Origin of the sequence: uncultured Aurantimicrobium sp., from assembly GCF_936931525.1 — a bacterium.
GTDB lineage: Bacteria > Actinomycetota > Actinomycetes > Actinomycetales > Microbacteriaceae > Aurantimicrobium.
On record NZ_CAKZII010000008.1, the window covers coordinates 1 to 14135 of the forward strand.

Genomic DNA, 14135 nt, shown 5'->3' on the forward strand with positions numbered 1-14135 from the left:
CCGAAGAATTCACCATGAACCTTGCCCACAGCATCAAAGTCAGCGATGTTGGTGAGGTAGATGCGAGTGCGAACAACGTCACCGAAGGTGGCTCCTGCTTGCTCGAGAGCAAGAGCAATACGCTTGAAAATTTCGCGGGTCTGAGCAGCTGGGTCAGTTCCCCCAATTGCACCTTCAGGTGCACCGGCAGTGGTTCCAGCGATAAAGACAAAGTCTCCCGCTCGCACTGCACGCGAGTAACCAACTACGGGTTCGTAAACAGATCCAGAAGAAATAAGGGTGCGCTCATAAGTCATGGATTAACGATATCTGGCTTGAGGTTAAACAACAGACCGCCCCATTCCGTCTGGGGCGGTCTGAGCTGTGACCAAGAGAACTATGAAGCTTTACCTGCTGCAGTCGCAGAAGGAACTTCGACGAGGCGACCGGTTACAACATCGTAGATGTAGCCATACACAGGAATACCGGCAGGAACCAGCGGGTGGTTCTTGATGCGGGCAACATCTTCGGTTACCGACTGAGCCTGGTCAGAGATAGTGAGCCAGTCTATGTACTTTGCTTCTGCAGAACCAGGGCCTGTTCCAACGTCATAGAAACCTTCCGCACCGAGTGCAGCAGTTTCGAGGCTGTTAGCCAGAAGGCCACGCATAACCTCATCGTTGAAGAACTCCATGCCACAGTTCGAGTGGTGAATGACGAACCATTCCTTGGTTCCGAGGAGCTTGTAGGAGATCACGAGCGAACGAATGGCATCGTCAGATGCGCGTCCGCCAGCATTACGAATAACGTGTGCATCACCTTCGCTCAAGCCTGCATACTTTGCGGGATCAAGACGAGCATCCATGCACGTCAGAATGGCAAATCCACGCGCGGGAGGAAGAGCGAGCTCACCCTTAGCGCCGAAATCGGCAGCGTATGCCTCGTTTGCGGCAAGTACTTCGTTCAGTACAGACATGATTCTTTACCTCGTGAGTGTTGGAAGAATTCCGGAAGTTCTCTTCCGGTGTCTGTAACGGTAATCAAATCTGAATTGTTACGTCGCTTTATGTCGAAATGCGAATAAATATGACGGCTATAAACCACTTTGTTACGCACTCAACCCAGTAAAAACATGGGCTCTGGTTTCCCCGAGGTCATGTTGGTGAAGTAATCAACACAAATGTTACGAGGCGGCTGCTGCCTTTTGCTTGTCTGCCTTGTTGCCCAGGATAAGGACAGAAAAACCGACTAGCACCATAATGATGGCGTAGGCGATCATCAACACTGCAAATCCTTGAGTGAATCCCTCAATAGCGGTTGGGAACACCGACGTGTCGGTGGGCTTTGCTCCCGAGGCAGACCAGGTGTTGAGCTGTTGCAAGGCAGTGGAGCCAAGTTTCTCCTGAACGTAGAGTCGAGCAAGAGAGTCAATGACGACTGCAGAAGAGGCAAGACCGAGCGAGTACCAAAACTGACCAATCGTGCTTCGAGAGGAAGAAACAACACCGTAGTGTTCTGGATCTGCTTCGTCGAGAATCATGCCACCATAGGCGACCGCAGGAACCGCAGCAGCAATACCCAGCACAATCAATGCAGGAAGGTAGTCCATGACTGACTTAGGTGAACTCAACGCTGTAACGGCGAAGAGAACACCACCGGCCGCCGCGATAAATGCCCCAATAAGTGCAGACATTTGGACGGTTACGACCTTTTTGCCGATGAGCTTACCCACCACAAGTGCTGTCGGAATCGCAAGCAGGAGGTAGGGAAGCTGAGCTAAAGACAGCCCTAGTCCCTTGAGATTCAGTTGGTACTGAAAAAGGTTGCTAAATGACAGCAAGCCAAAGCCCGTTGAGAAGTTATAAAGGAACCCCACCCCAATGGCAGCCAAGAACAGGGGGTGCTTGAGCAGAACAATGGGAAAGAATCGCTTTTCTGGTTGTGAACGTTCACGGAAGTAGAACAGAACAAACAGGCCAACCCCGACCACTATTGGAACAATTGTCAGGGGTGACTTCAAGCTATCGGCAGCGTGAGAGATGCCATAGAGAGTTCCCACAACTGCAAGGCCAAGAATGATCTGGCCCAATGCATCCCAGGGCTGCTCAGGAGTCGGGTACTTCTCATCTTTAGGCAAGATAAACAAACCGAAAAGCAACGCAGCAGCAGTCACGGCAGGAATAACCAAGAAAGCCTCGCGCCATCCCACACCTACCATTGTTGATCCAGCAAAGGTAATCACCAGAGCGAAGAAACCAATCGAGGCGGAGAATGTTCCGAGAGCTACCGCTAGGCCACCCTTTGACTTCTCACCGAAGTACTTCACATAGGCAAACGACGCACCATAGACACCGCCTAGTCCCACACCAGTCAACGCACGACCAAGGATATACATCACAGGATCTTGAGAGATGGCGACCAAGCTGTCACCGAGAATAACCAGCAGCATTGTGGCGAAGATGACTTTCTTGCGCCCCAGGCGATCTGCCAACATTCCGACGGTGATGACTGTTGCCGCCAGGGCGAGGGTACTCACCGAAGCAGCTAAAGCATCCAGCGACCCAAAATTCAGATCTTTTCCAGCTGATAACAACGCTGTGGAAGCGATGTTGGGATCGGCACCCTGAATAGCGGCAACAAAACCCAAGTAAATCAGCGCAAGGGTTACTCCCCCGGCCTTTGTTGCGGTCGAGGTTGTCTGAGACATGAAAGAAACCTAATCGGTCAGTGCTGCGTTAGCAGCACTTCTTGCTTGCGTGAACGTGTGCAGGAAGGTCCTTGTGTTCGGTGGGGTCCATTGCCTCAATCTGTGACATGAAGGCGTCGAGGTCAATCTTCTTGCCACCAACCCAGGTACCCAAGATCTTGACCTGCTCGGTGAGCTTGTGAAGATCTGCCTGATATGGATCAGAAGAGAGTTCAGCAAAGTCAGCAAGCTTGCCCACTTCAATAGAACCAATCTCGTGGTCGCGGCCCAGCATGTGAGCGGCGTTGACGGTGTGAGCCTTGATGGCGTCATCCAAGCTAATTGCCTGGTTGGCACCATGAACCTGACCGGAGGCAGTCTGTCGAGTGGTGGTTGCCTGCCAGTTGAGCAGAGGAATGGGTGGGCTTACCGAACCATCGTTGTGGAAGGAAACCACAGCACCGGAACGGAAAGCGTCACCAACAGACTGCCACTGTGAACCGATCTCGGATGGGAACATTTCACCGTCAAGCTTGTCGCCCCAGTAGATGAACTGGAAGGGACTCATCGACAGGCCAACGCCCAAGCGCGCTGCACGGTCAAACTGATCTGCGCGGCACGCGCCCAAGTGCTCAATACGCCAGCGGTGGTCAGTGCCGAGAAGGTTGTGAGTGCTGAGAGCGTGCTCATAGGCGTCTAGTACGACGTCCATACCCACGTCACCGTTGCAGTGGAAAGCCATCTGATATCCGCTGGGAACCAGCTTGTCCAGGATCTGGTCAAGCTGTGCTCGGGTGTAGTTCATTTCACCTTCACCACCCGGACCAATCTTGATTGCAGCATTGCGAGTGGTGTCGTTATCGAGGTAGGGGAAGGACGCAGCAATAGTTCCAACCCAGGGAGAACCGTCAGCCCACAGCTTGATTCCCTGCTTCTTGAGCTTGTTCTCTGGGATTGGAGTCTGAACTGGCTGATCACAATCTGCCTCGATGCTCATGTGATACAGCGAGATACGCAGAGGGCTGTCTGGGGCCATTGCCATCGCAATGTATGCCTTGAGCTGGTTGCCCTGATAAGTGTGCTCTGAGGTCGATGTGATGCCGTTTGTCGACATCAACTTGTACCACTCAGCAACGGGCTTCAAAGGGTGCTGTGCCAGTGCTGCAAGTACAGGTGCACCAGCAATGAACAGAGCAGCTACTTCATAAGCACGACCGTTAGAGGTTCCATCTGCGTTGCGACCAAAGCTTGCCCCGGTGGGATCTGCGGGAGGCTTGCCATCTACCCAGCCGAGTGCCTTGATGTTTGCCGTGTTGAAGTATGCCTCGTGACCCGAGTTATCCATCACGACAACGGGACGGTCGGGGAAGAACACATCGAGGTCTGTGTTGGTCAACTCAGGTGCGCCATGCAGGATGCGGTCCAGGCCGTTGAACATGAGGGGAACACCGGCAGGTGTTTCCTTATCCATCTTCTGGAAGTAAGCAGTGACATCTGCATAGGTGGGATATCCCACATAAGGAGCGATCCAGTGAGCTGGCTCCTGAGTTGAAAGACCACTGAGCGCTGGGTGGCTGTGTGGGTCGATCAAACCTGGCATCAATACCGTGTCACCGAGATCCTTTACTGCGACACCTGCATTGGCCGCCTGAAGGTCTGCGAGTGTTCCCACTCCAGCAATAGTTCCAGCTGCGCTGTCAACTGCGACAGCCTCAACGCGAGGATTGTGAGGGTCCATCGTAATGATGGAAGACGCCTTGATAATAAGGTCAACGGCCATGGGAACTACTCCTTGTTCGACGCAACAGAATGCAGATGGACTATCTGTCTAATTCCGTAACTTCAGACTATGCGGTTCTTGGACAAAACCCCAGAGGCACAGCACATACTTTTCCCAGAAACACCGAGAGTTACCGAAGAATTCTTTCGAGGTCCTTACCCTGGGCTAGTTCATCTACCAACTTGTCCATGAATCGAATATTGCGCATCAGTGGATCTTCCACTTCCTGCACCTTCACGCCGCATACGCTGCCAGTAATGAGAACTACGTTGGGGTGAACGGTTACACGGGCGAAGAATTCTTGAAGGCTCTCCCCTGAGGCAATTGCCTGATTCAGTTGTGTTCCATCAAGATCAGTTAGCCATGACAAAACTGTACGAAGCTCTGCCTCAGATCGATTCTTTCGCTGAACCTTGGTGACATACAGCGGATAGATTTCCGCAAAGGGCGTTGCGAACAGGCGCTGCATGTTCGCAAGCTGCCTAGAGCTCAGGGGTCCGGTTGTCATAGTTTCTAAATCTCTGGTTTGTTCTGAGTAGAACTGTAATCAACACCATGATGCCCAGTCCACCTATGAGAGCTGGCGCCCAGAGTGCAATCGAGACAGCCATGAGTCCAGTAAACAGATCGCCCAGGCGCGGTCCACCGGCAACTACCGAGTAGAAAACGCCCTGGAGACGTCCCCGCATCTCATCGGGTGCTGCCGTCATCAAAATCGTCGAGCGGAAGATTGCCGAGACTTCATCCGAAGCGCCCATTCCCACAAAACACAATGTAGCAAGTCCCAAGCCCAGCACACTGACCTCTGACCAGGTATTGCCCACCTTGCCAAAAGCACCCAACATACCCGCCAGCACCACCACACCGAACAGCGCGATGAATGCACCGTAGACAGTAATGGCACGCCCAATGGCCAACCCGAATCGGTTGATTCGAGCCACGGGCCCACTGAGCAAGCTTGTCGAGAATGTCCCCACCGCAGCGGCTGCCGTCAGGATACCCACGGTGGTGGGGCCACCGCCGATGACGGTGGCAGCAACAGCTGGTAGCACCGCATAGGGGCGACCAAGCCCCATAGCGATGATGTCGAAGAGGAAACTGGTGCGAATGTTCGGAGCAGAACGCAGGAAAGCTAAGCCCTGCTTAATGCCATCCCACCCCTTTGCCACAGCATCATGAAGAGGCGGAATCTTGGGCAGGGTAAAGACACCGAAGAATCCAGCGAGCATCAGAATCATGTCCACCACAAAGGTGACAGTGAAGCCAGAGGTTGCCACCAAAACACCAGCAAGTGCAGGTCCCACGGTGTATTGGATACCCATGGAAATACCGCTCAAGGCATTGGCTTTGGGAACATCTTCCAGCTTGAGAATGCGTGGGTAGACCGCCATCCGGGCAGCACCAGAGATGATGTAGGCCATGGCGCTAATGGTTGTGAAAACATAAAACGGCCACACAGCGACACTAGAACCATCAGCTTCAAGACCTGCATCAGTGATGGAGAGAGCGACCAAACCGATCGTTGAAATGAACGAGACGGTAATGGCACCCAGGATGACTGTTCGGCGGTCTTGACTGTCCGCGAGCATGCCACCCCACGGCCCTGCAAAGAGCATGGGAATCAGCGCAATACCGCCGACAAGGCCCACCATGAAGGTGTTGTGGGTGATATCGAAGATCTGGAGCCCCACCGCCATGATGGTCATTTGCGCACCGATGCCAGAAAGTCCAGCACCAATCCAGAGTCTGGCGAAAGCGGGAGAAACCTTGAGCGGCGTCAGATCGACGAAGCGGCGTTTGGTTTCAGTCACGCATGCGAGTCTATCTTCGCCTGCCACACAGCTGAGGTTGCCTTAAGCAGTAAAGCGACGGTCATGAGACCGCCGCTTTTCTTTTTGGTCGGGCTGACAGGATTTGAACCTGCGACCCCTTGACCCCCAGTCAAGTGCGCTACCAAGCTGCGCCACAGCCCGTCATCTGTGTGATTTCTCACGAAGACAACTTACTAATCTTATCGGTTTTGAATAGGTGCTTGTGCACGCTCTAGTGAGTTCGTTGAAGCTTCTTAACAGGAGCAACAAACAATGGAGTCGTCCACAAGAGAGTCAATGCCCACAACCCAATATTCGGGAAGACTGCCGCAATGATGACGGCAATAAACAGCAAGACGACAATGATCTGAGATCCGATATATCCGCGAAGAGCGATGGTTCCCTCTGCCAACAAGTCTTTGTGCTTGAGAACATACATTTTCATGGCCAGCTGAACGATTGCCAGAAAGAGCATGCTCATCATGTAGATCAGGGTTGCCCAGCCAGCAGGACCATTGGAGTCAACGATCAACGCCGTGGGGAACGGAATAAAGACGATTCCGAACAACCACAGTGTGTTCAACAGCATGATTCGCCTATCCACCTGCTGAAGCTGCTCAAAGAAGGTGTGGTGCAAGAACCAGTAGTAGGCAATCACAGCAAAACTCAGCACAAAGACATAAACCTGAGGGCCTATGCCCATCAAGAAATGGTTGACGTTGCCATGTCCGATGCTGCTGGCTTCATCGACCAACGGCAGAACAAGAATGGTGATGGCAATAGCCACAACGGCGTCAGAGAAATTGACAACTCGATCAAATCCGCGGTTAGTAGCCATGACTCAACTCTAGATTGTGAAGCAGTTTTAGCCAGCTAACGTTTCTAGCTTGATTTTGAGAGCAGGCCACGACTTCGCAAACCCAGGGTGGAGGTCAAAAGAGTCGACCTGATCAAGTGCTATCCACGAAAGTGCTTCGCTTTCACTATCCCCCATCACAGGTTCAAAAACTTCTGAAGATTCCACAACGACAGTGGTGTAACTCCAGAAGTCCAAGTCCAGGACTTCAGTGAAGAGTAAGGTCACGAGATCTGCAGGAACACCGGCTTCTTCATTCGCTTCACGCAGTGCACCGGCGACAGCATCTTCCCCTTGACGGATTGCTCCACCAGGTATCCCCCAGGTGCCACCATGGTGTGACCACTCGGCCCTGTGCTGCAACAGGATGCCGGCATCTTTGTGCCAGACAAGAAGCCCAGCAGCACCGAAGGCACCCCAATACTTGGTGCCGTCTGGTCCCACTGCCCACGCGTCACCGGGGTCGCGTAAATGCGGCGGTGGCAGGTGGGGTGGGATTGTGCCCATGGGGTCAGACTAACGCTTCCGCTTTTCGCGCACGCGCATGTTGACGTTGATGGGTGAACCTTCGAAGCCGTAGATCTCACGGAGGCGACGCTGGATGTAACGGCGGTAGCCGGGGTCCAGGAAGCCTGTGGTGAAGAGAACAAAGGTAGGCGGACGAGTCGAGGACTGCGTACCGAAGAGAATACGTGGCTGCTTTCCTCCACGAAGGGGGTGAGGATGCGCTGCGGTGAGTTCAGCCAAGAACGCGTTGAACTTACCGGTAGGAATACGGGTATCCCATGACTCAAGAGCACGCTCGAGAGCTGGGACCAACTTCTCCATGTGACGGCCCGTGCGAGCGGAAATGTTCACACGAGGTGCCCAGGCAACGTGCGCCAAGTCAAGTTCAATTTCACGCTCGAGGTAACGGCGTCGATCATCATCGAGCATGTCCCACTTGTTGAAAGCAAGCACGAGTGCACGTCCAGACTCAAGGACCAAGTCAATGATGCGAACATCTTGCTCAGAGATGGGCTCTGTGACGTCAATCATGACGACAGCAACTTCAGCCTTTTCAAGTGCAGCACTGGTTCGCAATGTTGCATAGAAGTCAGCACCCTGCTGCAAGTGAACACGGCGGCGAATACCGGCGGTGTCGACGAAGCGCCAGACCTTGCCCGCAATTTCAACCTGTTCATCAACTGGATCACGAGTGGTTCCTGCAAGATCGTTGACGACCACGCGTTCTTCACCGGCTGCTTTGTTGAGCAGCGACGACTTACCCACGTTGGGGCGTCCGAGAATCGCAACGCGACGAGGACCGCCCACTTCCTGCTTTGCCACTGCAGAAACAGCAGGAAGCTTAGGAATAACCATGTCGAGAAGGTCAGCAACACCACGACCGTGGAGAGCAGAAACAGGGTAGGGCTCACCTAGTCCGAGCGACCAGAGGGTCGCAATGTTGGGCTCCTGACGAGCGTCATCGACCTTGTTTGCCAAGAGGTAAACAGGAATCTTGGTTTTGCGAAGAAGCTTCACAACGTGCTCGTCGGTTGCTGTTGCACCGACGTTTCCGTCAACAACGAACAGAACAGCATCCGCGAGATCAATTGCAACCTCAGCCTGAGCGGCAACAGACGCGTTGATGCCCTTGGCATCTGGTTCCCAGCCACCGGTGTCGACGAGTGTGAACTGACGTTCCATCCACTCTGCCTTGTAGTTCACGCGGTCGCGGGTCACACCAGGGGTGTCTTCCACAACTGCTTCACGGCGACCGATAATGCGGTTAACCAGTGCAGACTTACCCACGTTGGGGCGTCCCACAACTGCCAACACAGGAAGTGCTGGAAGGTAGGTGATCTTGTCTGGGTCTTCAGTGACGGTGTCGAGAAGCTCGAAGTCTTCCTCGTCCAAGTCATAGTCTTCAAGGCCTGCGCGCAGCGAAGCGGCGCGGGCAATGGCTAGTTCTTCATCGAGGTCTTCCAGACGCTCGGAAAGTCCATCTTGTTCTAATTCGTCGTCGAAGAATTCTTCGTCGGTGGGCTTGTTATCAGCCATTATTTTCTCCTTCGCACGGCTTACGACGTGCGTGAACGAATAACCTCTACGACCGCATCAATCGTCTGCTCATATGAGAAGTCAGTCGAATCGACGGTCACAACGCCATCGGCGGCGGTCATGAAGTCAGATACACGCGAGTCGGCTGCATCCCTGGCACGCAGTGCAGACGCCGTTTGATCTTGCGATTGCTGTGGAAGTTCCGCAGACCGCCTTGCCATTCTAGCTTCTTCACTGGCAGTAAGCAGGATTCGCACAGGAGCATCAGGAGCAACGACGGTCGTGATGTCGCGTCCCTCAGCAATAATGCCTGGTTTGTCAGTCGTGGCCATGATGTGGCGGAAGAGGTCTCCCAAGTACTGACGAACCACAGGAATCTTGGCAACCTTGCTCACCACATCGGTAATGCGAGGCTCACGAATAGCGTCAGTGATGTCCTGCTCGTTGACACGAACAAAGTACTCATCAGGGTTGGTACTGATGAGGTAACCAAATTCTTCGAGCGACTCGATTACAGCTGCTTCATCAGAAGGATCAACAGTTTCGTTGAGAACGTGCCAGGCCACTGCGCGGTAAGCAGCACCGGTGTCGAGGTAGGCAAAGCCCAGCTTGCGGGCTGCTGCTTTAGAGACAGAAGATTTTCCGCTTCCTGCGGGGCCATCAATTGCTACAACTATGGGGGTGCTCATTAGGCCACTCTCCAGTTTCGTTTTTCCAGTTCGCTCACGAGGGTGTCGCGCACCTCTGGGACGACCGAGAACTCGACCATTCCCATCTGTGCACCCTCAGCATGCTCTAGGCGAAGATCTTCCAAGTTGATGTTGAGTTCGCCGAGTTCTGTCAGCAACTGTGCCAACTGTCCCGGGCGGTCATCGATCAGCACAACAATCTGCGCGTAACGCTTGTTCTGTCCGTGTTTGCCGGGCAACCGTGCAACACCGGCGTTACCTGCCGACATTTCTTCGGCAATGACCTTGCGGGCACCTGGAGCATTCACATCACGCAAAGCATCCGTCACGCGCTGAAGGTCCTTCTGGAGGTTCTCCAGCACTCCGACAATGGAATCTTTATTGGCACCAAGTATTTGAATCCACAGCTCTGGCGAGCTGGCAGCAATACGTGTCACGTCACGCACGCCCTGGCCAGCTAGACGCACTGCGTCGTCAGAGGCGCCTTCGAGCTGCTTGGCCATCAGGCTCGAGACAATCTGTGGAACATGTGAAACCAAGCCCACAGCTTCGTCATGAGCTTCAGGGGTCATTTCAATAGGTACGGCACCCAAGTCCAAAACGAGGTCTTCAATGAGCGCCAAAGCCCACGCAGGAGTCTCCTCATCGCGGCAGACGACCCAGGGACGCCCAATAAACAGGTCGCCACGAGCAGAGATTGCCCCACCGCGTTCACGGCCAGCCAATGGGTGTCCTCCCACGTAGTGGGTGATGTCCACACCACGAGCCTGTAGCTGGTGAAGTGGTGAAAGCTTCACGCTGGCCACATCGGTCACAACTGCCCCAGGGAAAGCTTTCAGCTCTGCCTCGATGACATCTGCGGTGACATCTGGTGGCACACACACCACAATGATTTTGGGCTGGTCATCAGTTTGAGCTGGGCGTCCAGCACCCAGGTCAGAAGCAAGATGCACCGAGCTAGGAGAAGAGTCAGCGAGCGCGACGTCAATCCCCTGCGAGCGCAGTGCGAGACCGATACTGGCACCAAGTAATCCCGTTCCGACGATACGGACTTGGGCGTCCAAGCGCACGGCGTTGGTATCTGACATTAGTTGTCATCTCCTTCGCTCATGTCGTCGTTGTCGATCTCGGTGTATTCGGGTAATTCTTCAGTGTTTGAGCGTGACAGTGCGAGCACAGCACCCAGTTCAACTTTAGTAAGGTCCCTCATGTGACCAGCAGGCAGAGTTCCGAGGTTGAGGGGACCAAAGGCGCGGCGCACCAGCTCAAGAACAGGGTGGCCGACCTCTTTGAGCATGCGGCGAACGATGCGGTTACGCCCCGAGTGGAGCGTGATCTCCACAATGGAAGAGTCCCCATTATTCGAAGCAGATAACAAACGTGCTTTATCTGCCTGAATGAAGCCGTCACTGAGCTCGAAGCCTGTGGTCAGCTTGGACAGGGTTTGTGGAGTGACCTTGCCACGTACCTTGGCAATATAGGTCTTGTGCACACCAAAGGACGGGTGAGCCAGCACATGTGCGAGGTCCCCATCATTAGTGAGAATGAGCAAACCACTGGTGTCCTGGTCTAAACGCCCTACATAGAACAGGCGCTCTTCGTAGTCACGGGTGAAATCGGAGAGATCTGGACGCCCACGATCGTCAGCCATGGAGCTGACGACACCGACGGGCTTGTTCAGAATCAAGTAGCGCTTAGAGGTGTCAACCTGCACGGGAATTCCATCCACGGTGACTTCATCCACTTCAGGGTCAACACGAAGCCCTGGCTCGGTCACTAACTGACCGTTGACGGCCACACGGCCCTGGGCAATCATGTTCTCTGCAACACGACGTGAGGCAACACCAGCTGCAGCCATCACCTTCTGGATGCGAATACCTTCAGGGGCGGCAGCAGCATCCCAATCCTCGATCGGAGGACGGTCTGCGTTCTTGAGCCCTTCGGGTAGTGGATCTCCACTACGAAGCGTCGACATCGAAGCCTTCCTGGCCGTCTGGCAACAGTGGCGAGATGAGCGGAAGCTCATCCAGTGAGTTGATACCCAGCTGCTGCAAGAGCAAGTCGCTGGTGCCATACAGAATCGCACCAGTCTCTGCGTCACTAGATACTTCAGTGATAAGACCACGACTCAAGAGCGTGCGCACAACCGAATCCACGTTCACTGCACGGATCTGGGCAATCTGACCACGGCTAATGGGCTGCTTGTAAGCAATGACTGCGAGAGTTTCCAGCGCTGCCTGGGACAACTTGGTGGGGTTTTGGGTGAGAACGAAGTCTGCAACAACGTGGTCATAGCTTTCACGCACATACAAACGCCAGCCGCCACCCACTTCACGTAGCTCAAATCCGCGCTCTACTCCCCCGTTGGCACCGTTGTAGTCGTTGACCAGGTTCTCAATGGCCTGCTTGACGGCTTTGACGGGGACACTCATGGCGGTGGCGATAGAGACCATGGACTGTGGCTCATCCGCAATCATGAGAATCGCCTCGATGGCACGCTCCACATCAACGACAGGGACGTGTTCGGAAACGGTGGCTTCTACGACGTCTTCTACTGTCACTTCTTCAACAATTTCTTCATTAGCGGTCATAGTCAGCCCCCAAGTTGGCGAGGTTCTCATCGGACCAGTTAGTGGCGGTCCATTCGATTGTCAGATCTCCCAGGGGTTCATCCTGGGCAAAAGTAATTGCAGCGTGGCGGTAGAGCTCCAGCACCGCAAGGAATCTCGCCACGATGACACCAGCAACTGCTGCGTCTGCAACCAGTTCGCGGAATGTCATGGGCTTTCCTTGACGCAACTTGGTCACCACAGTGGCTGCCTGCTCACGAATACTCACTAGTGGTGCGTGCAGGTGATCGAGTCCCACCACGGGGATCTCACGTGGCGCCATGGCCAGCATGGCCAACGCCGCGAAGTCATCAACGCTGGTATTCCAGATCAGCTCAGGAACTTGCTTTCGGAAACGATCCTCTAAGCGAACGGTGCGCATGTGACGGGTTGATTCTGCGTCGAGGTTCTCACTGAACCACTTCGCGACGTCCTTGAAGGCGCGGTATTGCAACAGTCGGGCAAAGAGTAGGTCTCGAGCTTCAAAGAGAGCAGCGTCCTCAGCATCTACAACTTCACCCTGAGGCAGCAGACCAGCAACCTTGAGATCTAGCAGCGTGGCAGCAATAACGAGGAACTCGGTGGCAGCGTCGAGCTCTTTCTCAAGATCTAAGGTCTTGAGGTACTGAATGAATTCGTCGGTCACGACGCTGAGAGATATCTCTGTGATGTCGAGCTCGTGCTTGGAAATCAGGCTTAACAGCAGGTCAAAGGGACCTTCGAACTCCCCCACGGCAACACGAAAACCGCCGTCGACGACCTCTTCAGGTGCGTCGACAGCGTCAGTGGTGGCTTCGCTAAGCGACGACACCGCGTTCGATCAGTTCACGAGCGAGCTGGCGATACGCCTTCGCGGAAGCGTGCTCAGGAGCAAACTCAGTAATAGGCACACCGGCAACAGAAGCATCAGGGAACTTCACCGTGCGCCCGATAACGGTGTCGGTGACTTTGTCACCAAAGGTCTCCACAACGCGCTCCATGACTTCCTGCGAGTGCAGAGTGCGGGGGTCAAACATCGTGGGAACAATGGCATCGAGCTCGATGGCAGGGTTCAGACGTTCCTTGACCTTGTCGATGGTCTCAATGAGCAATGCAACACCGCGCAAAGCGAAGAACTCAGTAGCCAAAGGAATAATGACGCCGTGCGCTGCAGTGAGAGAGTTCACAGTCAGAAGACCAAGTGAAGGCTGGCAGTCAATGAAGATGACGTCGTAGTCGTTCTTCACCTGGCGCAGCACACCAGCAAGGATCTGCTCTCGTGCAACCTCGTTGATGAGGTGCACTTCGGCAGCAGAGAGGTCGATGTTGGCGGGGATGACGTCCAAATTAGGGACCTTGGAGTGCTGAATAGCTGCCTTGGTGTCCTTGACCGACCCACGCATGAGGTCGTAGATGGTGGGAACATCGTGAGTTTGAATGCCCAAACCTGCAGAGAGAGCACCCTGTGGGTCGAAGTCCACAGCCAGAACTTTACGGCCGTATTCAGCAAGTGCTGCAGCCAGGTTGATGCTCGTGGTGGTCTTGCCCACGCCACCCTTTTGGTTGGACATGGAGATGATGCGTGCAGGACCGTGAGAAGCAAGTGGCTCAGGAACGGGGAAGTCTTTCAAGGGACGTCCAGTTGGGCCGACTTTCACGCCGTTCTTGTACGTAACCACTCGAGTGTCCCCACTGTGAGATTG

At 54.2% G+C, this 14135-nt stretch carries 15 protein-coding genes and 1 tRNA gene; all 16 read right to left on the reverse strand.

Annotation, left to right across the window (positions count from 1 at the left end; translation table 11 throughout):
* The coding region (locus Q0362_RS00225; protein WP_298118397.1) for a Rid family hydrolase at window positions 1-296 on the reverse strand (296 nt) is incomplete at its 3' end.
* An 80-nt stretch (window positions 297-376) separates the two neighbouring features.
* Window positions 377-955 carry a carbonic anhydrase gene (locus Q0362_RS00230; RefSeq protein WP_298118400.1) on the reverse strand — a complete coding sequence of 193 codons (579 nt, stop codon included), beginning with the start codon at window positions 953-955 and terminating at the stop codon, window positions 377-379.
* Window positions 956-1162: 207 nt separating this feature from the next.
* Entirely contained in the window at window positions 1163-2686 is a 1524-nt protein-coding gene (locus Q0362_RS00235; RefSeq protein WP_298118402.1) for an MFS transporter, read from the reverse strand.
* Window positions 2687-2714: 28 nt separating this feature from the next.
* A complete protein-coding gene (locus tag Q0362_RS00240) occupies window positions 2715-4445 on the reverse strand; it encodes an amidohydrolase (RefSeq protein WP_298118405.1) in 1731 nt (576 codons plus the stop codon).
* Window positions 4446-4575: 130 nt separating this feature from the next.
* Entirely contained in the window at window positions 4576-4953 is a 378-nt protein-coding gene (locus Q0362_RS00245; RefSeq protein WP_298118408.1) for a DUF2200 domain-containing protein, read from the reverse strand.
* Window positions 4928-6256, reverse strand: coding sequence for an MFS transporter (locus Q0362_RS00250; protein WP_298118411.1), 1329 nt, complete (start codon window positions 6254-6256; stop codon window positions 4928-4930). Before Q0362_RS00250 ends, Q0362_RS00245 begins: the two co-directional genes overlap by 26 nt.
* Window positions 6257-6341: 85 nt before the next feature.
* Window positions 6342-6418 (reverse strand) — tRNA-Pro (locus tag Q0362_RS00255).
* A gap of 70 nt (window positions 6419-6488) precedes the next feature.
* Window positions 6489-7094: a TMEM175 family protein gene (locus tag Q0362_RS00260; RefSeq protein ID WP_298118414.1), complete on the reverse strand. Its 606-nt coding sequence runs from the start codon at window positions 7092-7094 to the stop codon at window positions 6489-6491.
* A 27-nt stretch (window positions 7095-7121) separates the two neighbouring features.
* On the reverse strand, window positions 7122-7619 hold the full coding sequence (locus tag Q0362_RS00265) for an NUDIX domain-containing protein (RefSeq protein WP_298118417.1): 498 nt from the start codon (window positions 7617-7619) through the stop codon (window positions 7122-7124).
* Window positions 7620-7628: 9 nt separating this feature from the next.
* Complete coding sequence (der, locus tag Q0362_RS00270; protein WP_280795316.1) at window positions 7629-9155, reverse strand: ribosome biogenesis GTPase Der; 1527 nt, start codon at window positions 9153-9155, stop codon at window positions 7629-7631.
* A gap of 20 nt (window positions 9156-9175) precedes the next feature.
* Window positions 9176-9844 (reverse strand): (d)CMP kinase, encoded by a 669-nt coding sequence (gene cmk / locus Q0362_RS00275; protein WP_298118425.1) that lies wholly within the window; start codon window positions 9842-9844, stop codon window positions 9176-9178.
* Complete coding sequence (locus Q0362_RS00280; RefSeq protein WP_298118428.1) at window positions 9844-10932, reverse strand: prephenate dehydrogenase; 1089 nt, start codon at window positions 10930-10932, stop codon at window positions 9844-9846. The genes cmk and Q0362_RS00280 overlap by 1 nt, the downstream gene beginning before the upstream one ends.
* Window positions 10932-11819 carry a pseudouridine synthase gene (locus Q0362_RS00285; protein ID WP_298118431.1) on the reverse strand — a complete coding sequence of 296 codons (888 nt, stop codon included), beginning with the start codon at window positions 11817-11819 and terminating at the stop codon, window positions 10932-10934. Before Q0362_RS00285 ends, Q0362_RS00280 begins: the two co-directional genes overlap by 1 nt.
* The gene (gene scpB, locus Q0362_RS00290) at window positions 11803-12435 is read right to left on the reverse strand and encodes an SMC-Scp complex subunit ScpB (protein ID WP_298118434.1); all 633 of its coding nucleotides are present in this window, start codon (window positions 12433-12435) and stop codon (window positions 11803-11805) included. The genes Q0362_RS00285 and scpB overlap by 17 nt, the downstream gene beginning before the upstream one ends.
* Window positions 12425-13186, reverse strand: a complete 762-nt coding sequence (locus Q0362_RS00295) for a ScpA family protein (protein ID WP_280795353.1) — start codon at window positions 13184-13186, stop codon at window positions 12425-12427. The genes scpB and Q0362_RS00295 overlap by 11 nt, the downstream gene beginning before the upstream one ends.
* A gap of 64 nt (window positions 13187-13250) precedes the next feature.
* Window positions 13251-14111, reverse strand: coding sequence for a ParA family protein (locus Q0362_RS00300; protein WP_298118439.1), 861 nt, complete (start codon window positions 14109-14111; stop codon window positions 13251-13253).
* Window positions 14112-14135 lie beyond the last annotated feature (24 nt).